The following is a 20,210-nucleotide window of genomic DNA, read 5'->3' as shown; positions in this document are numbered from 1 at the left end:
GGCGAGGAGGACCAGAGGACGTGAGCGGGCTCGCGACCGCCGACCACGGCACGTCCGGCACGCCCGGTACGCCCGGTACGACCTCGCGGACCGAGCGCCGCGGAGAGATCGAGGGCCTGCGGGGTCTCGCGGCCGTCCTGGTCGTCGTGTACCACGTCTGGGTCGGGCGGGTCTCCGGCGGCGTCGACGTGTTCTTCCTGCTCTCGGGCTTCTTCGTGCTCGGGATGCTCTCGCGCACCGCGATCCGGGGCCGGCGCGTCGAGGTGGCCGCGACGTGGACGCGTCTGTTCTGGCGCCTGGTCCCGACCGCCGGCCTGGTCCTGGTGGTGAGCGCGGTCGTCGCGGCCGTCCTGCTGCCGGCCTCGACGTGGACGCGCAACCTCCACGAGCTGCTCGCGTCGGCGTTCTTCGTCGAGAACTGGCGCCTGGCGGCCGACGCCGTCGACTACTACGCGAACCACGGCTCGGCGAGCGTCGCCCAGCACTTCTGGTCGCTGTCGATCCAGGCGCAGTTCTACCTGCTGGCGCCGGTCCTCGTGCTGCTCGTCGCGCGGTGGGCGCGGTGGCGGGGGTTCGATGTGCGCGCCGCGCTGCTCGTCGTCCTCACCGGCGCCGGCCTCGCGTCGTTCGCGTACTCCGTGGCCGCGACGGCGTCCGACCAGGCCGTCGCCTACTTCGACGCCCGCACCCGCGTGTGGGAGTTCGCGGTCGGCGGCGTCCTCGCCCTGGTCGCCGACCGCATCCGGCTGGGCCGGGCGGCCCGCGCGGTGCTCGGCGTGCTCGGTGTCGCCGGGCTCGTGACGTGTGGTGCGGTGCTCGACGTCGGTGCCGCCTTCCCCGGCTACCTCGCGCTGTGGCCGGTGCTCTCGGCGGTCGCGGTCATCGTGGCCGGGCGCGCGGGCGTCGCCGACCGGCTGCTGACCAGCCCGACCGCCCAGTACCTCGGCCGGATCAGCTACCCGCTCTACCTCTGGCACTGGCCGGTGCTCGTCACCCTGCTCGTGCTCACCGGCAGCGCGACGGCGGGCGTGACGCGCGGCCTGCTGGTCGTGGCGGTCTCGGTCGCCCTCGCGGTCGGCACCCACCACGTCCTCGAGGAACCGCTGCGCCGCCTGCCCCGCGAGCGGCTCGGCGGCCCGGTCCGCGCGCCGCTCGTCGTCGCGGCGTGCCTGGCGCCGGCGCTGGCCGCACTGGGCGTGTGGTCGGCGGTGGTCGCGGCCGGCGCGGACCCGTCGGTGGGCGACGAGCGCCACCCCGGGGCCGTCGCCCTCGGCCCCGACTACGTCGCCGACACCGGGGAGAGCGTGCCGGTGCAGCCGTCGGTGGCCCGCATCCAGGACGACTGGGCGCAGTACCGCGACGGCTGCGCCCCGGTGCCCGACCACCCCGTCCTCGAGCAGTGCGTGCCCGTGCGCGCCGAGGGGGAGCCGGCGCGGCGGATCACGGTGGTGGGCGACTCCCACATGCAGCAGTTCCTGCCCGCGCTCGAGCCCGTCGCCCGCGAGCAGCACTGGGAGGTCACCACCCTCGTCCGGGCCCGGTGCCCCTTCGGGACCACCTCGGAGACCGACCCGGCCGACGTGACGTGCGTCGACTGGAACGCGGCGGCGATCGAACACCTGGCGGCCGATCCGCCGGACGCCGTGGTCGTCAGCGCCACCCGCGACGTCCGGGCCGGGCTGACCGAGCAGACCCCCGACGGGTTCGTCGCCGGCTGGCAGCGCCTCGACGAGGCCGGCGTCCCGGTGCTCGCCGTGCGCGACAACCCGCGCTTCGACCACAAGCCCGCGGAATGTCTCGAGAAGTACGGCCGGGGCGCCGATGAGTGCGCGATCCCGCGGGCGGAACTGCTGGCCGACGACCCGCCCTGGACCGCGCTGGACGTGCCGGACAACGTGGCGTTCCTGGATCTGTCGGGCGAGCTCTGCGGGCCGGTGAGCTGCCCGCCCGAGATCGGCAACGTGCTCGTCTACCTCGACGACAACCACGTCTCGGCATCGTACAGCCGGACGATGGCGCCGGTCGTCGGCGAGCGGATGCCGGCGCTGCTGGGCTGGTGAGCGGCTAGCCGGTCGGCTCCTCGCCGGCCTCGGCGGTGCCCTGCTCGTCCGGCTCCAGGTCGATGTCGAACGCCGGCTCGACCTCGTCGGGGTCGGCGTCGGGAGCCGTGTCGTCGGGACGATCCGGCTCGTCGGGGGTGCGGGGCTCGCTGTCCATCACGGCACTGCCTACCCGGGCGCGCCCGTGGCGATGCGCCCGCGGGCGTGACGGGCAGGTGTCCGGTCACGGGCGCGTCACGGCGGTGAGGTTGCGTCCACCGGACAGGTTCGCGGTCGTGACGTTGCCGACGCAGCGTGACCGTCAACCGGAGGGCCCGACACCCGTCTGGATCCGTGAGTGCGGGGCGTTCCCGGCGCTCGGGGGACGAAGGAGAGAGTCGGATGTTCGTGATCGTGGCCGTGGTCGTCGTCGGTGTGATCTTCCTGGGCGGGGCGCTGCTGGGCGTCACCGTCGCCCAGAACCAGGCCGCCGACCGGGCCCGTCGCACCGCGCGCGAGCGGCACCTCAACGCCGTGCGCACCGAGGCCCTGATCTCGCAGGCCTGAGCGGGGAACAATCCCGGTCCGCCGCGGCGTCGAAGGGCCGACGCCGGTGCCGGAGGGGCGTGGCGTCACCGACGAGGGAGCGCGCCGTGGACGACGTCACCGAGATGGTCGCCGAGGACGCCCCCGAGCCCACGGACCTGTTCACCGATCTCGACGGCGACGGGCGCGTCGACGTCACCGCGGTCGACACCGACGGGGACGGCGTGCTCGACCTCGGGTGGACCGACGCGGACGGCGACGGGCTCGTCACCGACGACGAGGTGCACCCGATCACCGACGGCGGCTGGTCGACCGACTGGTACCGCCACGAGGACAACTTCCGCGACGGCGCCCTCCCGGCCGACGCCTCCGCCGCGCGCGACGACGGGATGCACGGCGACCCGGCGCAGGCGTCGTCGTACTGGTACGCGCAGTCGACGAACGGCTACTGCGTCCCGGCGTCGGTGGCGCAGGTCGTGGGCGAGTGGCAGGGCCACAACGTCGGCGAGCAGGAGGTCGTGGACCGCGCCGTGCGGCACGGCTGGCTGACCACCACCGACGCCGACGGCGACGGGCGCCCCGACGACGCGTCGGGGATGACCTCGTCCGAGGGCGAGGCGCTGCTGGAGAGCTACGGCATCCCCGCGACGACGACGCACGGGAGCCTCAAGGACCTCGAGCTCCTGCTCGACCAGGACCGCGACATCATCGCCTACGTCGACGCCGACGAGATCTGGTACCACCAGGACGACGACGCCGGCGACGGCGGCGCCGACGCCAACCACGCGGTGGTCGTGACCGGCATCGACGACGAGAACGTCTACCTCGCCGACCCCGGCGACCCCAGCGGCGCGGTCTCCGTCGTGCCGCGCGCGACCTTCGAGGACGCGTGGAGCGACTCGGACCACGAGATGCTCGTGACCGACACGGCCCCGCCGCACACGGCGCCCGCCGACAACGCCCCGACCCACCCGGTGCCCGCGGAGGGCACCGACCCCTCCGCGGCCGGCGGCACGCCGCCCGCCGACGCGGCGGTCGGCAAGCCCGGCCTCCGCGAGATGCGGGGCGCCCTGATCTCCGAGGGCTCGACGGGCGTGGTGTTCCTGCCGATCGTGCTGCAGCACGTCGCCGTCGCCACCGGCGGCGTCTCCGCCCTGCTCGCCGCGGCGGGCATCGTCCGCCCGCGCCGCCCCCGTACGTGAGCGAACTCTGGTGCTATGGCACCGAAGTTCGCTCACATAGTGGTCAGGCGCCGCAGGTCGCGGCGACGGAGCGGGCGACGCGCATCGTCACGGCGCCGTAGTCCTCCGAGGTGTCGGCGCGCATCCAGGCGAGGATGTCGTCGGCGCCGCGCTCGAAGGCGCGGTGCTCGGGCGAGGTCTCGCCGTAGGTCGCGGCCAGCGCGTCGCCGCGCGCGTCGAGGACACCGGTCCACTGCGAGCTCGGGGTGCGGCCGAGGGTGGCGACGGTGTCGTCGAGGGCGTCGGCGACGACCGCGGCGCACTGCCGGGCGACGGCGGGGGCGTTCACCGGCGTCGCCGGGGCACTCGGCGCGGCGGCGGGCGCCGGCGAGCTCGCGGCCGTGGTCGCGACGGCGTGGACGAGGTCGGGCAGCTGCGAGCCGACGCCGACGAGCGCCATGGCCGCGCCCGCGACCGCGACGGTCAGCGGGGCGCGGGTGCCGGCGGAGCGGCGGGCGGATCGGCGGGGCGCCGCGGGCGTGCGGGCCGGCGCGGGGATCGCGGGCGGCGTCGGCACCCCCGTGACGGGGTGCGGGCGGTAGGCCGTCGGCGCGGGATAGCCGAGCCCCGCGGGCGGGGCGTCGAAGGCGACCGGGCGGGCGGCGTGCCGGGGTGCGGCCACGACCGCGACCGTCACCGGACCGTCGTCCCGCCGGTGGTGGTGCCCCATGATCAACCCCCGAATGGCCTAGCAGGCAGCGGCCATGTGGACGCTGTGTGAGCGATGTCGCAGGGGGAGTCGCTGTCGTTACCGTCCTGAAGCCCGTGGCAGCCGGGTTCACCACGTCGGGTGACCGGGACGACCCGGTCGGCCGCGGCGGGAGATCGCCGCGGGCAACTGACGTGCCCTGTCAGGAACGGGCCCTAACGTCGTCGCTGTCCGCTCCCGCACGAGGCCAGGAGGCCGCGATGACCACCACGCTCGCGATGATCAATCTCGATGGTCCGGACCCCCGGGCCCAGGCCGCCTTCTACGGGGCGCTGCTGGGCTGGACGACGGTCCACGCCGAGGACGAGTACGCGATGATCTCCGGCGAGGGCGCGCCGATCGGTTTTGGCCGCGTGCCGGGCTGGACGCCGCCGCCCTGGCCGGACCCGGAGGGCACCAAGCGCTACCACCTCGACCTCGGCGTCGACGACCTCGACGCCGCGGTCGCCCGGGCCCGCGAGCTGGGCGCGACGGTGCCCGAGCACCAGCCGGGCGAGCGGTGGCGGGTGCTCATCGACCCGGTCGGCCACCCGTTCTGCCTCTGCCCGACGGGGTGAGGCTCAGCGCCGGCGCTCGATCAGGCCCGCGAGGTAGGCGGCCTGGCCCGCGTGCTGGATGTCGTCGTCCACCACGCTGACCAGCCGCACCCCGCGGGTCACCGGCGGGTCCCAGCGGTCGTCGATGACCTCGTCGAGGTCCTCGCCCTTCAGGGTCCGCAGGTAGGCGACCGTGCGCTCGTGGACGGCGTCGTGGTAGCCGGTGAGCAGGGCCGGGTCGTCGACGCGCACCGCCGCGACCTGCTCGCTGGTGTGCCCGTAGCCGATCGAGGCGTCGTCGAGCGGGAGGTCGAAGCGCCGGGCCCAGCCGTCGGCGGTCCACACCTGCTCGGTGCCGGCGAGGTCGGCGACGTGGTCGTCCTGCACGCGGGTCAGGTGCCACACGAGCCAGGCGATCGGGTTGGCCTCGGCGTCCGGCCGCCAGGCCAGCTCGTCGGGGCTCAGCCCCTCGACCGCCCGGGTCAGGTCTCCCTGCGCCCGTCCGAAGGCGTCGACCAGCACGTCGATGGCGTCCACGCGTGACCCTCCTCGATCCCGCCGCTCCGCTCAGCGTTGCGTCGCGAAGACGACGACGTTGTCCCGGTACGACAGCGTGCCCTCGTCGAAGGGGCCGCCGCACGTCAGGAGGCGCAGCTGGGGCACCGTCGAGGGACCGTAGACGCGGTCGCTCGGCATCGTGTCCTTCGGGAAGTACTCGACGCTGTCGACCGAGAAGCGGGCCGTGCCGCCGTCCGAGCGCGGGACCTCGACGAGGTCGCCGGGGCGCAGCCGGTCGAGCTGGGCGAACACCGCCGGCCCGCGGCGGGTGTCGACGTGCCCGGCGAACACCGCGGGTCCGGGGTCGCCGGGCACCGCGCTCGACGTGTACCAGCCGACCTGACCGAAGTCGGTCGGCACCTGCAGGGCGCCCCGGTAGTCGATGCGCAGGTCGGCGAGCTTGAGCGCGGCGAGCCCGATCGACGGGATCTGCATGGCCGTGGGGCGCAGGCCGTCGGGCGCGGCCAGCGCCGCCGCCAGCGGCATCCGCGGCGCGGGCGGCACCTCGTCGGAGTCGGAGAAGAAGCCCGAGAACCAGTTGCCGATCGCCGACATCAGGGTCGGCCGCGCCAGCCCGCCGAGGCCCGCCTCGGTGCCTCCGCGCGGCACCGGCGGCACGCGTGGCGGCGTCGGCAGCGGGGTCTCCGGGTCCGGCGTCGGTCGCGGGGTCGGGGTCGCCGGGGGCGTCGTCGGTTCGGTCCCCGGCGCGGGCACCCCGGCCACGGTCGCGGCGTCGGGGACGGCCGCCACGATGAGCTGACCGTCGGGCTCGCGGCCGACGAACAGCGTCGTCACCCCGGTGTCCGAGAGCGGCACCGTGGTCTGGTCGGTCGACCCGAGACGCGAGCGGAGCCGCACCTCCCACGCCCGCGCGGGGACGGTGGCGTACGGGGTCGTCGAGCCGTAGAAGAGGTCGCGGGCCAGGGGCGGTCCGCCGTCGAGGTCGACGTCGAGCGCCCCGACCCCGTTGGCGCCCTGCACGACGCGCACCTGCGCGGAGCCCGCCGGCGCGGGTGCTGTCTGGTCGTCGAGCACCTGCAGCTCCGGTGCGCCCGAGACGGTCGAGTCGACGAACGCCGCGGTCTGCGCGGTGCCGGCCGGCACCTCCACCGACACCCGGACCGCGGGCGGGCTGCCCGCCGGCGCGCCCGCCGGGCGCGCGGTCAGCGTGTACGTGCCGGCCGGCTCGGTGAGGTACGGCGACGTGCCGCGGTACGCGACGCCCGGCGCGACGAGGGTCTCCGGGAGGTCCGGGCCGGTGACGTACATGTCCACCGACGGGGTCACCGGCGAGAGGTGCGCGATGCGGAGCATCCCCGTCGAGGTGTCGGCCGTGGCCTGCCGGACGCCGACCGTCACGGTCACCCCCACGACCGCGAGCACGACCAGCGCCACGGCCACCCACACCACGGGGCGGCGGTGCCAGGACCGCCGGGCCGCGCCGTCCTCGGCCGGGGGGGTCGCGGGTGCCGGGTCGTGGGGCGGGTCCTGGCGTGGGTCGTGGGACGGGTCCTGGTCGGACACGGGAGCTCCTCGTCGGGGGGCGGCCCGAGGGCCACGGGAGGCTGCGGGGGTGGTGCGGGGGAGCGCCGTGTCAGGGTCCGGCGGCGGTGCCGCCGCCGGACCCCGAGGAGCCGGGTGGGGGAGCGCCACCGGCGACGGTCGCCGCGCCGCGGGTGGTCGGGGGAGTCTGCGCCCGCGGGAAGCGGCCACGCCAGACCACGACGCCCCGGACGCCGACCGCGGCGCCTTCGAGCGCCGAGACGGTGTCGGCGAGGCGCGCGGGCAGCGCCCGCCGGGTGTCGACGGCGACGAGCGCGGAGCGCACGCCCACCGCCCGCACCCGGCCCAGCGCGTCGTCGTCGGGGCGGGGCCGACGCAGCGTGTAGACCGCGGGCTCGTCCCGGTCGTCGGGGACGGGGTGCCGCCCGTCGGCCGTCAGGTCGCGCCGCGGGAGCACGTCGCCGGTGATGCGGGCGGCCTCGACGAGGTCGCGGCCGACGTCGCGCGCCCGCGGGTCGGCGAGCTGGAACACCAGGACCGGTCCGCGGCCGCGCACCACGTCGGCGTAGAGGCGGGTGAGCACCGCCGGGACGTCGTCGCCGGGGTGCACGACGGCGTGCGGACCGTCGACGCGCGCCAGCGCGAGGGTCCGGTCGCGGCGGGCCCGGGCGGCCCGCTCGCCGCCGAGGGCCCGCGCGACGCCGACGCCGACCCCGACGAGCACCGCCACCGCCAGGACGGCCAGCAGCACCTCGACCCAGGGCGGTCGTTCGGTCGTGACCACCGGGTCGCCGTCGGGCAGCAGCCGGGGAGCGGGGGCGGCGGTGCGCTCGGCGAGGGCGGCCGCGAGCGCGGCGTAGCGCTGTTCGAGCGGGCCCCGGGCGGGATCGCCGAGGGGCGTCGCGCGCAGCGCCGTCGTCAGCTCCTGCATCTGCCCGTCGAGGGGCGCGAGGTCCGCCCGGAGCCTCGCGGTGTCGAGGCGGCCCTGCGCGTCGGCGAGCGCGGCGACGGTCGCGCGGGCGAGGTCGCGCGCCTGCTCGGGGGAGTCGCCGGACGCGGCGACGGTGACGATCCCGGCGGCGGAGGCGGTGACGTCGACGTCGCCGGCCCGGTCGGTGTCCGTGCCGGCGTCGCGCGCCGCCGCGGACCGGACGGGCACGGTCGTGGCGAGGCCGACGACCGTGCCGGCGACGTCCGCGGGCGTCGCCACGGCCGTCGCGGTGGCCCGGAACGTCGGCGAGCGCAGGACCAGGACGAGCACCCCGACCAGCACAACAGCGCCGAGGGTGCCCGTCACCCACCAGCGGGCGTGGTGCGGCGCGGGCGCACCCGTCCAGCCCCCGCTCGCCACGAACGATCACCCTAGTGGGTCATTGGTCCGTTCGGCGCACTACTCGGGACGACCGGTCCCGGGTTCGGGAACGGCGTCCTGCCCTCGGCGAACACGGCCCCGTCTCCTCACCGGAGGGATCACGCTGGACCCATGAGCTCCAGCCTGTACGTGGCCCTGCGCAGCGGTCACGAGCACACCGTCACCAACCTCGACGACGACGCGGCCGCGTCCCTCCGCGCGCGGATCGTGGCCCATCTGGAGGCCCGCGAGTCGCACCCGACGCTCGATCTCGGCGATGGCACCACCGTGCGCACCGACGCCGTCGTTCTCGCGCGCGTGCACGACGAGGGCCCGCGCACCGGCTTCGTGGGGACCTGAGGTCAGGCGGGCGTGCCGACCGTGCCGGCCGTGCCGACCGTGCCGCAGTGGGTGCAGCGCGGGGCGGGGATGCGGGCGGCGCGCTCGGTCCGGCGGGCGAGATAGGCCGACAGGAGGCGGTCCGCGGTGCGCGGCGTCGGGTGGGCCGCCCCGAGATCGTCGAGCGCGAGGTCCCAGAGCAGCGGCACGGCCGGGTCGTCCCAGCCGCGCCCGGCGAGGTCGACGAGGGAGGCGGCGTCGAGGCCGGCACCGACCCACTCGATCGCCAGCTCGACGATCTCGGCCGGCTCCCACGCCATCCCGAGCACCTGGGCCGCCCGGGCCTCGGCCGGGGTCATCCCGCGCCACGAGGGCAGGCTGGTCAGTGCCGCCAGTGCCGTGACACCGGTGATCGTGCTCGTCATGCTCAACCCCCCAGGCTGATCGCGCTGCGTGAGATCGGTCGCGCCTGACCTCACTCGCTCAGCCTATCGCCTCCACGGTCGGCCCGGAACGGTGACGTTGCGTCTTCCGTGAACCTGTGGTTGACACGGTGTGAGACGCTGCCCGATGTGAACCTGAGGTTGTCAATCGACCGCGCCGTGGACGAGGGTGTGGAAGGGGTCGGTGTCGCCGACGTGGGCCCGAGGCCGGACGACCGGGGCGGCGAGCGCGCGGCGCGCCACCGCGCCCTCGCCGGCCTCGGGTCGGCGCTGGCGGTCGAGGCCGACGTCCGCGCCGCGAGCGCCGCGGCGGCGGCCCGCCGAGCCGAGGCGGCCGTCTGGCTCGGGGCGAGCCTCGCCGACCTGGGTGGGGTCACCGGGCGGTCACGGCAGGCGGCGCGCAAGCGCTGGCCGCACCTGGGTGCGATCCATCGGCGCCGGCACTGGCTCGGCCACCACGTCGACGACGTCTTCTGGGCGGTGCGGCTGGTCCTCGACGCCGACCTCGAGGGCGTGGACCCGCAGGCTCGCGCGGCCCTCGCCGACGCTGTCGTCGCGGCCGAGCGCGACTTCGCCCCGGACGCGAGCGTCGACCCCCGGGACCTCGACGCCGCCGTCGCGCGCTGGGAGGCGTTCGACGCGCTCGTCGACCGGCACCTGCGCGCCGTGCTCGCCGCCGCTCCCGCCGAACCCGCCGACCCGGGCGCCGGCTTCGCCGCGCACGGGGCGCGGGGCCTCCTCGCCTACTACGACCACAGGGTCGGCGGGGCCGGGGACGTCTGAGAACGCTTCGGGAGGCGCAGCCCGGGCCGGGCCCTCGGCGTACGCGCCGCGGGCGGGGTCGGGGACGCCGGGGAACGCTTCGACAACCGAAGCGTTCCCGGGGACCGCCGGGACGTCCGGAGGAGCGAGGGGCGCCTTCGCTGCGCCGCACGCCGCGAGGGACGCCCTCGCTCCCCACCGTGCAGCGAGGGGCGCCCTCGCTCTCTCTCCACCGTGCCGCGAGGGGCGCCTTCGCTGCGCCCCACGCAGCGAGGGGCGCCCTCGCTCCCCACGGCGCACCCTCCGCCCGCTGTCCGCAGAGCGAAGGACCCAGTGCGTCAGCCGGCGTGTCGGGGTCGAATCCGCCGGACAGGCGGTCGCCCCGCCGCTCGGGACCGGCCGCGTCACGGCGTGTCCGGGACGTCCCCCACGCCCGTCGCGCGCCGCCCGGCCCGACCTCGACCGTGGCCGCCGGCGATGACCCGCGGTGTCGGCGCAGGCCCGGACGCGCCCGGTCGCCCGCGCGCCTGCTCGCCTCGCGCACCGCGACCCACTACAGACCAGCGTCCATGGGGACGACCACACCCATCCACGACACGCTCGCCGGGCTCCCCGGCGTCACGCCCGCCCCGCGCCCGCGCCCTCAGCCCCGGACGGTGACCGACGACGCCGAGCGGATCGTGGCGCTCGCGTGGCGGGAGGCCGAGGAGCGCGGGCACGGGTCCTTCGGCACCGGGCACCTGCTGCTCGGGCTGGTGCGCGCCGAGGGACCGGAGGCGGGGCTGCTCGCCGTCGTGGGCGTCACCGGCGCGACCGCGGGCGCGGCGATGTCGCTCGTGGCGTCGTCGTCGGTGTCCGAGCCCGTGGCGCGCGACGGGGGCGGGCCGGTCGCCGGCCCGGCGGTCGCGGAGGTCCTCGCGGGCGCCGCGGTCGACGGCACCGTGACCGCGTCGGGCCTGCTCACCGCCCTGCTCGCGCGGCCGTGGGGGCAGGCGGCGGAGATGCTCGCCGCCCTCGGGGTCGAGCCGGCCGAGCTCGCCGCGGCGGGGGCGATGCTGGCCGGTCGGCCGCCCCGCACGCCGCGCCCGTCGCCGCGGGACCCGAGCGGCCTGCTCTCCTCGGCCTGGCGGCGTCCCGTCACCGGCGCGTGACGCCGGGCCGTCCCGGCGGACAGAATCCGGCGCATGGCCAAGCCCAGCTGGATCCGCGCCGCCGACGGTGACTGGTACCGCGCCTCGGAGGTGGTCGCGGTCAAGACCCTGCCGCACAACCCCGACGGCGGGTTCATGGTCACGGTCGAGACCCACCGTCACGACAACATCGACGTCACCGGCCGCGTCGACCACGAGGACGACGCGTCACAGCGCCGCGACGCCCTCGCCCGGCTCCTCTCGACGTCCGAGAAGGGCACGATCATCAGCTACGCGTCGGGCCGGTTCGCGACCGAGGAGATCGACGACTGAGCCCGGCTACGGCTGGGGCCCGTACGCGTCGAGGAACCGGTCGCGGAAGGCGCTCATCGGCCAGACGGGCGCGTTCGGCGCGGGGACGAGACCCGGCGACCAGCCCCAGGAGGCGATCCGGTCGAGGACGGCGGGGTCGCGGCTCACGACCGAGATCGGGATGTCGCGATCGGTCGTCGGCCCGGTGACCGCGGGCGAGGCCTGGTGGTCACCGAAGACGACGAGCACGGGCGCGCGGGCCGGGTCCTCGGCCGCCCGGCGCCCGACCCAGTCGTAGAGCGTCGAGAGCGTGTAGGAGATGCTGCGGCGGTAGTCGTCCCGGACCTGCGGCGTCGGCGTCGTGAAGATCGACTGGAACGAGTGCTGCGGCTCCTCCGGGCCGAACACGCTGCCGTCGCCGACCTGGTCCCACGGCACGGTCCGGGGCAGCGGGGCCCACGGTCCGTGGCTCGAGGTCAGGACGAGCTCGGCCATGGTCGGCGGGGTGCCGGGGCCGCGGGGCTCGAGGCGGTCGAACGCGGACAGCGCGTACTGGTCGGGCATCGGCGACCAGCTGAACCGCGGGCCGCGGTAGCCCAGGTCGTCGTGGGTGTAGGAGCGGTCGAGGCCGAAGAACGCCGCCTCGGGCCAGGGCCCCGTCGTCCCGGGCTGGACGGTGACCGTGCGCCAGCCGCCCTCCTGGAACGCGCGGGTCAGCGTGAGGCGGTCGGAGGAGACGAGGTCGGTGTGCCGCTGCTCGCCGTCGATCCACAGCCCGGAGAGCAGGGTGGCGTGCGCGAGCCAGCTGCCGCCGCCGGCGACGGGCGAGGTGAGCAGGCCGGTGCGCGCGCCGTAGCCCGCGGCGTCGAGCCGTTGCTGGCCCTGGGCCAGGGCGGAGCGGACGGGCCCGGACAGGCCGGGGTCGTCGAGCGCGGCCACGCCGTAGCTCTCGACGACGGCGATGACCACGTCGCGCCCGCGCAGCGCGGTGAGCAGCCGGTCCGGCGGCACGCCGCGGTAGGCGTCGACCGACGCCTCCCGCTCGAAGGCCTGCTGGTCGCGGACCCCGGCGTCGATCTCGACGGCGCGGTCGACGGCACGGATCGAGGTGTCGCGCGAGGCGACAGGGACGCCCGGCACCAACTGCACCGACAGCATCCACGCCACGAACCAGGCGACGGCCAGCACCGCCGCGAGGCGCAGCGCCCCGGACCGGTGGGCGGCGGCGATGCGCGCGAGGCGGGCCACCGCGGCGCCCGTCCCCACGACGAGCCCGACCCCGAGCAGGGCGACGACCACCGCCACGACCGTCCCGACCGCCGGACCGGAGGTCTCGGCGACGAAGTCGTAGGCGTTGCCGAGCAGCGCCGCGTCGCGGGCCGGGTCGAACGGGCGCGCGATCGCGACCGAGAAGCCGAGGTCGAACAACGTCAGCACCAGCAGGGTGCCGAGCACGAGACCGGCCGCCCACGCGAGCACCCGCCGCGGCCACACGGGCACCAGCGCCGCGACCACCAGCGCGACCAGCACCTCGAACGGCACGCGCAGCGCCGACGGCGGGACGAGGCGCGCGATGTCGCCGGGCATGAGCAGCGCCAGGAGCACCAGCACGCCCGCCAGCAGGGTGAGCACGCCGGCCAGCCCGCGCCGGAGGCGCACCGGGTGCGTCGCGGCCGTGCGCCACAAGCGGACGACGTCACGGCCGAACGACCAGGCCAGCGCGGCGAGGGCGGCCGCCACGAGGACCGTCGCGACCACGACCGGCAGCAGCTGCGAGGCCGCGACCACGAGGACGACACCCTGCGCCGCGGCGACGACCTTGCCCGAGCGCAGCGGCGTCAGCTCGCCGCCGAGCCAGGGCAGCACCGCCATGGCGGTGACGAAGAGGTAGCGCGCGAGCCCGATGAGCAGCACCCAGTTCCCGAGCTGCCCCGCGACGTGCCACGACAGCACGAGCAGCAGGAACGCGTCGAGCTCCATGTCGAAGCGCGCCCCGAACGCCGAGGCGACGTCGCGGCGCCGGGCGACCGCACCGTCGACCCCGTCGAGCGCGAGCGCGACCGCCGTCAGCACGACGAGCGCCGGGGTGGAGACCGGGTCGGCGACCAGCGCGGTGACCCCCACGACGAGCACGGCGCGCAGCAGCGTCACGCGCCCCGCGGGGCCCAGCGCGTCGACCCCCGCCCCGAGGAGCACCGCGACCAGCGCCGCCGCGGCCGCGGCCCCCACGACCAGGCCGAACGGCCCGAGCCCGGCGCCCTCGACGAGCACGCCGAGCAGCCCCGCGCTCGCCACCGCGCCGCCGGCGAGCTCGGCGGTCAGGATCGGGGCGGGGCGTCGCACACCTGCCAGCATGGCCGCCCGCTGATCGTCGCCGAGTGAGGAGGGTGGGTCCGTGACCGAGACGGCCCAGGCGTTCCGGGTCGAATCACCCGGTCGGGGAGGAATCGTCGACGTCCCGCTCCCGGAGCCGGGTCCCGACGACGTCGTCGTGCGCACGTCGCACTCCCTGGTGAGCCGGGGCACCGAGACGTTGGTGTTCCGGGGCGAGGTCCCGCCGAGCCAGTACGACCTCATGCGCGCGCCGTTCCAGGTCGGCGACTTCCCCGGTCCCGTGATCTACGGGTACCTCGCCGTCGGGGTGGTCGAGTCCGGGCCCGGTGCCGGGCGGACGGTGTTCAGCCTGCACCCGCACCAGGACCGGTTCGTGGTCCCGTCGTCCATGGCCGTCGACGTCCCGGCCGACGTGCCGCCCGCGCGCGCGGTGCTGGCCGGGACGGTCGAGACCGCGGTGAACGCGCTCTGGGACGCCGCGCCGCGCGTCGGCGACCGGATCGCGGTCGTCGGCGCGGGGATGGTCGGCGCCTCGGTGGCCGCGGTGCTGGCGACGATGCCGGGTGTGCGCGTGGAGCTGGTCGACGTCGACCCGTCCCGCGCCGCGGTGGCCGAGGCGCTCGGCGTCGGGTTCGCGACCCCCGACGCGGCGACCGGCGAGTGCGACCTCGTGCTGCACGCGAGCACCACCGAGGCCGGCCTGGCCCGGGCCCTGGAGCTGCTCGGCGACGAGGGCGAGGTCGTCGAGATGTCGTGGTTTGGCGACCGGGCGCCCCGCGTGCCCCTCGGCGAGGCCTTCCACTCCCGGCGACTGACGATCCGCGCGAGCCAGGTCGGCCGCGTCGCCCCCGCGCGCCGGCCCCGCTGGAGCCTCGGCGACCGCCTGCGCCTGGCCCTGCGCCTGCTCGCCGACCCGCGTTTCGACGCCCTGATCACCGACAGCTGCGCCTTCGCCGATCTCCCGTCCGTGCTGCCCGCCCTCGCGTCCGGCGAGCGCCCGGGCCTCGGGGTGCGCGTGGACTACTGAGGTGCGCTCCGCGCACGTGAGCACTTCGGAGTGCTCCGGCACTCCGAAGTGCTCACACGCGCGCAGCGCACCGGCCTAGGCTGCGGACCATGCCGCGCTACGAGTTCCGCTGCCGGACCTGCGCGTCGACGTTCGAGGTCGACCGGCCGATGAGCGCGGCGAGCGACCCCGCCGACTGCCCGGCGGGCCACGACGACACCGTCAAGCTGCTCACCACGGTGGGTCTCGGCGGGATGGCGCGCACGGCGACGCCGCCCGCACGCCCCGCCATGGCGCCGGCCGGCGGCGGGGGCTGCTGCGGCGGCGGGTGCTGCGGCGGAGGCTAGGACAGCTCCGCCATCGCCTGCGCGTCGAGCACGAGGTCGCCCGCGGCGACGTTCTGCTCGAGGTGGGCGACGCCGCGCGTGCCGGGGATGAGCAGGGTCTCCGGGGCGTGCGCCAGCAGCCAGGCGAGCCCGACCTGCGAGGGCGTCGCCCCGAGCCGCTCGGCCACGGCGACGACCGCGGGCAGGTCGGTGACCTTCGGCGTCCCCGGCCAGCTCGAGCCCAGCGGGAAGTAGGGCACCCAGGCGATCCCGTGGGCGCGGCAGAGCTCGAGCACCGGCTCGGTGGTGCGGTCGACGAGCGAGTAGGCGTTCTGCACGCAGACGATCCCGGCCGGCAGCGCCCGGCGCAGCTGGTCGGCCGAGACGTTCGACAGCCCGATCGCGCCGATCGTGCCCTCGTCGCGCATCGCGGTGAGCACGGCGAGCTGGTCGTCGAGGTCCACGACCTGGTCGCCCTCGGCGATGAGTCCGGGCGGCATGTCGGCGCGGCGGAGGTTGACGACGTCGAGGCGCTCGACCCCGAGCGTCCTCAGGTTCGCCTCGACCTCGGCGCGCAGCTCCCCGGGCTTCTGGGCGAGGCGCAGCTCGATCTCGCCGCCCGGGTTCGCCGTCGCCCCCACCTTGCTGACCAGCACCAGGTGCTCGGGGTAGGGCGCGAGCGCGGCGCGGATCCGGCGGTTGACGGTGCCGTCGCCGTAGAACTCGGCGGTGTCGAGGTGGTCGACGCCGAGCTCGAGGGCGCGGCGCAGCACGGCGAGCGGCTCGTCGTCGGCGTCGGACCAGCGCAGCTGCATGGCGCCGAAGCCGACGCGGGCGACGGACCGGCCGGCGAGTGTCGCGAGCCCACCCGGGTGCGGGCGTGTGTCGGTGCTGGTCATGACGGCTCCCGTTCGGTGGTGGCACACTCGTCGACGAAAGCGGAGGACCCTCCGCTCACAGGACCGACGCTAGCACAGAAACGGAGGTGCCTCCGTTTCGATGACCGAGGAGCCGCGGCTGCGCGCCGACGCCCGCCGCAACCGCGACAACCTGCTGCGCGCCGCCGCCGCGGGTTTCGCCGCGGGCGACGACCCGACGCTGGAGAAGATCGCGCGCGACGCCGGCGTCGGGATCGGCACGCTCTACCGCCACTTCCCGACCCGGGAGGCGCTGGTCGAGGCCGTCTACCGCGCCGAGCTGACGGCGGTCGGCGAGAGCGTCGACGACCTGCTCGCGGCGCTCGCGCCGGCGGAGGCGTTGCGCGCCTGGACGGACCGCTACGCCGAGTTCGTGACCACCAAGCGCGGGATGGCCGACACCTTCCGGGCGATGCTCGCCGACGGGACCGTCGCGGCCCCACAGACGCGCGAGGCGATCGACGGCGCGGTCGGCCGGCTCCTGGCGGCAGGGGCACGCACGGGCGACCTGCGCGGCGACGTCGACGCCGACGACGTGGTCACGATGCTCGTCGGCGTCTTCGTCGCGACCCAGGGCTCGACCGACCGCGTCCGCCTCGGGCGCCTGCTCGACCTCGTGGTGGCGAGCCTGCGCCCCTGACGTACGCCAGGATGGGGGCATGTTCGCCGTCACCGTCCGCGACCACATCATGATCGCCCACAGCTTCCGCGGCGAGGTCTTCGGACCGGCGCGGGCGCTGCACGGCGCCACGTTCGTCGTCGACGCGACGTTCCGGCGTGCCGAGCTCGACGCCGACAACATCGTCGTCGACATCGGGCTCGCCACCGAGCGGCTCCACGACGCCCTGGCCGACCTGACCTACACGAACCTCGACGAGCACCCGGAGTTCGCCGGCGTGAACACCACGACGGAGTTCCTCGCCCAGGTGATCGCGCGCCGCCTGGCCGAGCGGGTCCGCGACGGAGGGCTCGGCCCGCACGCGGGCGGGCTCGCCGGCATCACGGTGACGCTGCACGAGTCGCACGTGGCGTCGGCGTCGTTCGAGCTGACGCTCGCCTAACGCCGGATCTCGACCCGGCTGCCCTCCTGGAGGGTGTTGAACACCGTGCGGGCGTCGTCCTGGTCGAGGTGGATGCAGCCGTTGGAGTTCCGGGCGGTGTCCCCGGTGTGGAACGCCCGGCCCTCCTGGTCGAAGAAGAGCGAGTACGGCATCGGGGTGTCCCGGCCGCTCTCCTTGCTGACGTGGTGCCGCTCCTTGCGGTTCACCGTGAACGTGCCGGTCGGTGTGGGGTCGTCCGGGGTGCCGGACGTGATCGGCATCGGGTCGCCCGAGGCCCGGCCGCCGTCCATCAGCCAGGCGCGGTGCTCGCTGAGGTCGACGCAGATGTCGGCGCGGTCCGAGCACGGCGGGTCGTCGGGGCCGAGCACGCCGCCGGGCTGGGCCTGCTGCGCTGACGGCTGGGCCGGCTGAGCCGGCTGAGCCGGCCGGGGGGCAGGGGCGGCGTTCGCGAACGGCGCGGCGCTCAGCGCGGCCACGGAGGCCAGGCCGAGCGGGGCGAGCGTGGTGCGACGGAACGTCCGGGTGTCAGGGGAGCGACGGTGACGTCCCACCATGGCGAGCCTCCTCGTCGGTGTCGGGGTCGACGCGGCGTGCAAAGGCGTTCCCCGGCACGGTCGCACGAAACCCCGGCGTCGCCGGGACGGGGGGCGGGGCCCGTGCGGCGGGGATGCGGGAGACGCCGAGGTTGCTGTCACGAGGATCTCGGAGGGGATTGCGACGGACTGCGACCGTGACGTCCGATCTGCGCGTTTTCGCAGGTCACCCGCTCACGGCGGACCGATCCGGACAGGCGCATCATCGGCGTCCGTGCGGAGATCGGTGACGCTCGGGGCGCGTGTGCTCGCGATCGCGGTCATCGGCGGCCTGCTGGTCGCCGGACTCGTCTATCCCCTCGTCGGCGGCGCCGGGCAGCTCGCCGCGTCGGCCGTGGGCGGGGTCGAGACGACCCAGCCCGGGGTGCTCACCGGCGACATGCCGTCGGTCACCACGATCACCGACGACGCCGGCGCGCCGCTCGCCTACCTCTACGACCAGAACCGCCAGTCCGTGGCGTCGAACCAGATCTCGCTCGCCATGAAGGCGGCGATCGTCGCGATCGAGGACCGGCGGTTCTTCGTCGAGTCCGGGCTCGACGCGCGGGGCGTGCTGCGGGCGCTGGTCAACAACTCCAGCGGCGGCTCGACCCAGGGCGCCTCGACCCTCACCGAGCAGTACGTCAAGAACTACGACGAGTACGTCGCCGCGCAGACGCCGGCGGAGCAGCTGCGGGCCACCGCCCCGAACCTCGGGCGGAAGTTCCGCGAGGCCGAGGTCGCCGAGCAGCTCGACCACAGCGTCTCGAAGGACCAGATCCTCACCTGGTACCTCAACGTCGTCTCGTTCGGGAACCAGGCGTTCGGCGTCCAGGCCGCCGCCCGCACGTACTTCGACACCACCGCCGACAAGCTGACCGTGCCGCAGGCGGCGCTGCTGGCCGGGATGGTGCAGAGCCCGGCGCAGTACGACCCGGTGCGCCACCCGGCCGCCGCGACGGGCCGGCGCAACGTCGTCATCACGCAGATGGCCGAGCAGGGCGACATCACCCCGGAGCAGGCCGCGCAGGCCACGGCCGCGCCGCTCGGCGTCGACCCCGCCCTGCACGGGCTCACCGAGGGCTGCATCGGTGCGGGCGACGCCGGGTTCTTCTGCTCCTACGTGCTCGACTACCTCGCCCGCAGCGGGATCTCCACCGACGAGCTGCGCCGCGGCGGCTACACGGTGCACACCACGATGAACCGCGCCGCGATGGACCAGGCGAAGGCCGCCGTCGACGGCGAGGTGCCGCCCACCCAGCCGCACGTCGCGGACGTGCTGTCGATCGTCTCGCCGGGCGCGGACGCGCACCACGTCACGGCGATGGCGGCCAACCGGGGCTACGGGCTCGACGCCTCGCAGTTGCAGACCACGTACGACCTGCCCGGCACGCCCGAGAACCTCGGCGCGGGTTCCGTCTACAAGATCTTCACGTCGTCCGCGTACCTCGCGCAGGGCGGCGGGATCTCGAACATCATCCCGGTGCCCGCCAACGGCTACGCCTCGCCGCTGACGCCGGGCTTCGTGGTGTCGAACGACGGCGACTACCCGCCGGAGCTCTCGCTGCAGGACGCGCTCGCGCAGTCGCCGAACACGGCCTTCGTCAAGCTCGAGGAGACCACCGGCATCGCGCCCGTCGTCGACATGGCGGTGCGGCTGGGGATGCGCTCGCTCGCCGAGTCGCCGGGGCCGGGGCAGCCGTCGATCGCCGACACCGTGAAGGCGCAGAACCAGGCGTCGTTCACCCTCGGCGTCGCGCCGACGAGCTCGCTGGAGCTCGCCAACGTCGGGGCGACGCTCGCGAGCCACGGCGTGTGGTGCCCGCCCAGCCCCGTCACCTCGGTGACCGACGCGGCCGGCGCGCCGGTACCGATGAACGAGGCGGCCTGCGAGCAGGCGGTGCCGGGCCCGCTCGCCGACACCGAGATGACCGGCCTGTCCAAGGACGACCAGCCCGGCGGCACCTCGGCCGCCGCCGCGACCGCCGCCGGCTGGAACCGGCCGACCGCCGCCAAGACCGGCACCACGCAGACCTCCGAGTCCGGCGCGTTCGTCGCCGCGACGCCGTCGATCTCGGCGGCGGCGATCACGTTCGACGACTCGTCGTCGCCACGCCCGATCTGCACGGGCAGCCCGCCGACGACCTGCGGGACGGGCAACCTATTCGGCGGCACGACCCCGGCGCAGACCTGGTACCGGGCGTTGACGCCGATCCTCGGCGCGAGCCCCGTCCAGCCGCTGCCCGCGCCCGACCAGCGATTCGTCACCGGCGGGCGGCTGACCGACATCCCGGCGGTGATCGGCGACCCGTCCGCCCAGGCGACCCAGGCCCTGCAGCAGGCGGGCTTCGTGGTGGCCACGACGTCCGTCGACAGCCGCGCCCCCGCCGGCACGGTGGTGGGCGAGAACCCGCTGGGCGGGGGAGTCGAGGGGCAGACGGTCACCGTGACGACCTCCTCCGGCCGCCTCCCCCCGCCGCCGGGTCCGCCCGGCTGAGTCCTATGTGAGCGAACTTTGGGGCTAT

Annotated in this window: 22 protein-coding genes; 13 read left to right on the top strand and 9 right to left on the bottom strand. The window is 75.8% G+C overall.

Annotated features, from left to right (window positions below; translation table 11 throughout):
• Nucleotides 1-20: 20 nt before the first annotated feature.
• A complete protein-coding gene (locus ACR9E3_RS17135) occupies nt 21-2,060 on the top strand; it encodes an acyltransferase family protein (protein ID WP_460381551.1) in 2,040 nt (679 codons plus the stop codon).
• 4 nt (nt 2,061-2,064) lie between these two features.
• Here the strand turns inward: ACR9E3_RS17135 and ACR9E3_RS17130 are convergent, their stop codons facing one another.
• Nucleotides 2,065-2,217 (bottom strand): hypothetical protein, encoded by a 153-nt coding sequence (locus ACR9E3_RS17130; RefSeq protein WP_460381550.1) that lies wholly within the window; start codon nt 2,215-2,217, stop codon nt 2,065-2,067.
• 224 nt (nt 2,218-2,441) lie between these two features.
• Here ACR9E3_RS17130 and ACR9E3_RS17125 point away from each other — a divergent pair, with 224 nt between their 5' ends.
• Nucleotides 2,442-2,606 carry a hypothetical protein gene (locus ACR9E3_RS17125; protein ID WP_285657230.1) on the top strand — a complete coding sequence of 55 codons (165 nt, stop codon included), beginning with the start codon at nt 2,442-2,444 and terminating at the stop codon, nt 2,604-2,606.
• 86 nt (nt 2,607-2,692) lie between these two features.
• A complete protein-coding gene (locus tag ACR9E3_RS17120) occupies nt 2,693-3,787 on the top strand; it encodes a C39 family peptidase (protein WP_460381548.1) in 1,095 nt (364 codons plus the stop codon).
• A 43-nt stretch (nt 3,788-3,830) separates the two neighbouring features.
• Here ACR9E3_RS17120 and ACR9E3_RS17115 read toward each other — a convergent pair whose 3' ends face one another.
• Nucleotides 3,831-4,448, bottom strand: coding sequence for a hypothetical protein (locus ACR9E3_RS17115; RefSeq protein ID WP_460381546.1), 618 nt, complete (start codon nt 4,446-4,448; stop codon nt 3,831-3,833).
• 287 nt (nt 4,449-4,735) lie between these two features.
• Between ACR9E3_RS17115 and ACR9E3_RS17110 the strand changes: the two genes are divergently transcribed.
• Entirely contained in the window at nt 4,736-5,092 is a 357-nt protein-coding gene (locus ACR9E3_RS17110; protein WP_460381544.1) for a VOC family protein, read from the top strand.
• Nucleotides 5,093-5,095: 3 nt separating this feature from the next.
• On the opposite strand, the gene ACR9E3_RS17105 is transcribed toward ACR9E3_RS17110, so the two are convergent.
• The 3 genes from ACR9E3_RS17105 to ACR9E3_RS17095 form a co-directional block, all read right to left on the bottom strand.
• On the bottom strand, nt 5,096-5,608 hold the full coding sequence (locus ACR9E3_RS17105; protein ID WP_460381543.1) for a mycothiol transferase: 513 nt from the start codon (nt 5,606-5,608) through the stop codon (nt 5,096-5,098).
• A gap of 30 nt (nt 5,609-5,638) precedes the next feature.
• Nucleotides 5,639-7,153: a class F sortase gene (locus ACR9E3_RS17100; RefSeq protein WP_460381541.1), complete on the bottom strand. Its 1,515-nt coding sequence runs from the start codon at nt 7,151-7,153 to the stop codon at nt 5,639-5,641.
• Nucleotides 7,154-7,223: 70 nt separating this feature from the next.
• Nucleotides 7,224-8,483, bottom strand: coding sequence for a hypothetical protein (locus ACR9E3_RS17095; protein WP_460381540.1), 1,260 nt, complete (start codon nt 8,481-8,483; stop codon nt 7,224-7,226).
• Between the two features lie 132 nt (nt 8,484-8,615).
• Between ACR9E3_RS17095 and ACR9E3_RS17090 the strand changes: the two genes are divergently transcribed.
• Complete coding sequence (locus ACR9E3_RS17090; RefSeq protein WP_285657217.1) at nt 8,616-8,843, top strand: hypothetical protein; 228 nt, start codon at nt 8,616-8,618, stop codon at nt 8,841-8,843.
• A 2-nt stretch (nt 8,844-8,845) separates the two neighbouring features.
• Here ACR9E3_RS17090 and ACR9E3_RS17085 read toward each other — a convergent pair whose 3' ends face one another.
• The gene (locus ACR9E3_RS17085) at nt 8,846-9,247 is read right to left on the bottom strand and encodes a hypothetical protein (RefSeq protein ID WP_460381539.1); all 402 of its coding nucleotides are present in this window, start codon (nt 9,245-9,247) and stop codon (nt 8,846-8,848) included.
• Nucleotides 9,248-9,424: 177 nt separating this feature from the next.
• Between ACR9E3_RS17085 and ACR9E3_RS17080 the strand changes: the two genes are divergently transcribed.
• The 3 genes from ACR9E3_RS17080 (at nt 9,425) to ACR9E3_RS17070 (ending at nt 11,490) form a co-directional block, all read left to right on the top strand.
• Nucleotides 9,425-10,048, top strand: coding sequence for a hypothetical protein (locus ACR9E3_RS17080; RefSeq protein ID WP_460381538.1), 624 nt, complete (start codon nt 9,425-9,427; stop codon nt 10,046-10,048).
• A gap of 548 nt (nt 10,049-10,596) precedes the next feature.
• Nucleotides 10,597-11,178 carry a Clp protease N-terminal domain-containing protein gene (locus ACR9E3_RS17075; protein ID WP_460381536.1) on the top strand — a complete coding sequence of 194 codons (582 nt, stop codon included), beginning with the start codon at nt 10,597-10,599 and terminating at the stop codon, nt 11,176-11,178.
• Nucleotides 11,179-11,211: 33 nt separating this feature from the next.
• Entirely contained in the window at nt 11,212-11,490 is a 279-nt protein-coding gene (locus ACR9E3_RS17070; RefSeq protein WP_460381534.1) for a hypothetical protein, read from the top strand.
• 6 nt (nt 11,491-11,496) lie between these two features.
• Here the strand turns inward: ACR9E3_RS17070 and ACR9E3_RS17065 are convergent, their stop codons facing one another.
• Nucleotides 11,497-13,812 carry a CDP-alcohol phosphatidyltransferase family protein gene (locus ACR9E3_RS17065; RefSeq protein WP_460381533.1) on the bottom strand — a complete coding sequence of 772 codons (2,316 nt, stop codon included), beginning with the start codon at nt 13,810-13,812 and terminating at the stop codon, nt 11,497-11,499.
• A 52-nt stretch (nt 13,813-13,864) separates the two neighbouring features.
• Between ACR9E3_RS17065 and ACR9E3_RS17060 the strand changes: the two genes are divergently transcribed.
• On the top strand, nt 13,865-14,830 hold the full coding sequence (locus ACR9E3_RS17060) for a zinc-dependent alcohol dehydrogenase (RefSeq protein ID WP_460381532.1): 966 nt from the start codon (nt 13,865-13,867) through the stop codon (nt 14,828-14,830).
• Between the two features lie 89 nt (nt 14,831-14,919).
• Nucleotides 14,920-15,156: an FmdB family zinc ribbon protein gene (locus ACR9E3_RS17055; protein ID WP_460381530.1), complete on the top strand. Its 237-nt coding sequence runs from the start codon at nt 14,920-14,922 to the stop codon at nt 15,154-15,156.
• Here the strand turns inward: ACR9E3_RS17055 and ACR9E3_RS17050 are convergent.
• Entirely contained in the window at nt 15,153-16,034 is an 882-nt protein-coding gene (locus ACR9E3_RS17050; protein WP_460381529.1) for an aldo/keto reductase, read from the bottom strand. The two genes, ACR9E3_RS17055 and ACR9E3_RS17050, sit on opposite strands and share 4 nt — an antisense overlap.
• Before the next feature lie 100 nt (nt 16,035-16,134).
• Here ACR9E3_RS17050 and ACR9E3_RS17045 point away from each other — a divergent pair, with 100 nt between their 5' ends.
• Both ACR9E3_RS17045 and ACR9E3_RS17040 read left to right on the top strand, forming a co-directional pair.
• Nucleotides 16,135-16,692, top strand: a complete 558-nt coding sequence (locus tag ACR9E3_RS17045; RefSeq protein ID WP_460381527.1) for a TetR/AcrR family transcriptional regulator — start codon at nt 16,135-16,137, stop codon at nt 16,690-16,692.
• A gap of 19 nt (nt 16,693-16,711) precedes the next feature.
• Nucleotides 16,712-17,113: a 6-pyruvoyl trahydropterin synthase family protein gene (locus ACR9E3_RS17040; RefSeq protein ID WP_460381526.1), complete on the top strand. Its 402-nt coding sequence runs from the start codon at nt 16,712-16,714 to the stop codon at nt 17,111-17,113.
• On the opposite strand, the gene ACR9E3_RS17035 is transcribed toward ACR9E3_RS17040, so the two are convergent.
• On the bottom strand, nt 17,110-17,667 hold the full coding sequence (locus tag ACR9E3_RS17035; RefSeq protein WP_460381524.1) for a L,D-transpeptidase: 558 nt from the start codon (nt 17,665-17,667) through the stop codon (nt 17,110-17,112). The genes ACR9E3_RS17040 and ACR9E3_RS17035 overlap by 4 nt on opposite strands.
• A 253-nt stretch (nt 17,668-17,920) precedes the next feature.
• Here ACR9E3_RS17035 and ACR9E3_RS17030 point away from each other — a divergent pair, with 253 nt between their 5' ends.
• Nucleotides 17,921-20,182 carry a transglycosylase domain-containing protein gene (locus ACR9E3_RS17030; RefSeq protein WP_460381523.1) on the top strand — a complete coding sequence of 754 codons (2,262 nt, stop codon included), beginning with the start codon at nt 17,921-17,923 and terminating at the stop codon, nt 20,180-20,182.
• Nucleotides 20,183-20,210: the final 28 nt, after the last annotated feature.

This window comes from Actinomycetospora sp. C-140 (assembly GCF_054796175.1).
Note: the sequence above shows the minus strand (reverse complement) of the source record. Positions and strands in the feature narration are given on the sequence as shown.

What these genes read in the sequence shown, in the direction of transcription:
- ACR9E3_RS17055 (WP_460381530.1), top strand. Translation starts at nt 14,920, where the DNA reads ATGCCGCGCTACGAGTTCCGCTGCCGGACCTGCGCGTCGACGTTCGAG.
- ACR9E3_RS17050 (WP_460381529.1), bottom strand. Translation starts at nt 16,034, where the DNA reads ATGACCAGCACCGACACACGCCCGCACCCGGGTGGGCTCGCGACACTC.
- ACR9E3_RS17070 (WP_460381534.1), top strand. Translation starts at nt 11,212, where the DNA reads ATGGCCAAGCCCAGCTGGATCCGCGCCGCCGACGGTGACTGGTACCGC.
- ACR9E3_RS17035 (WP_460381524.1), bottom strand. Translation starts at nt 17,667, where the DNA reads ATGGTGGGACGTCACCGTCGCTCCCCTGACACCCGGACGTTCCGTCGC.
- ACR9E3_RS17125 (WP_285657230.1), top strand. Translation starts at nt 2,442, where the DNA reads ATGTTCGTGATCGTGGCCGTGGTCGTCGTCGGTGTGATCTTCCTGGGC.
- ACR9E3_RS17045 (WP_460381527.1), top strand. Translation starts at nt 16,135, where the DNA reads ATGACCGAGGAGCCGCGGCTGCGCGCCGACGCCCGCCGCAACCGCGAC.
- ACR9E3_RS17090 (WP_285657217.1), top strand. Translation starts at nt 8,616, where the DNA reads ATGAGCTCCAGCCTGTACGTGGCCCTGCGCAGCGGTCACGAGCACACC.
- ACR9E3_RS17075 (WP_460381536.1), top strand. Translation starts at nt 10,597, where the DNA reads ATGGGGACGACCACACCCATCCACGACACGCTCGCCGGGCTCCCCGGC.
- ACR9E3_RS17085 (WP_460381539.1), bottom strand. Translation starts at nt 9,247, where the DNA reads ATGACGAGCACGATCACCGGTGTCACGGCACTGGCGGCACTGACCAGC.
- ACR9E3_RS17110 (WP_460381544.1), top strand. Translation starts at nt 4,736, where the DNA reads ATGACCACCACGCTCGCGATGATCAATCTCGATGGTCCGGACCCCCGG.
- ACR9E3_RS17130 (WP_460381550.1), bottom strand. Translation starts at nt 2,217, where the DNA reads ATGGACAGCGAGCCCCGCACCCCCGACGAGCCGGATCGTCCCGACGAC.
- ACR9E3_RS17040 (WP_460381526.1), top strand. Translation starts at nt 16,712, where the DNA reads ATGTTCGCCGTCACCGTCCGCGACCACATCATGATCGCCCACAGCTTC.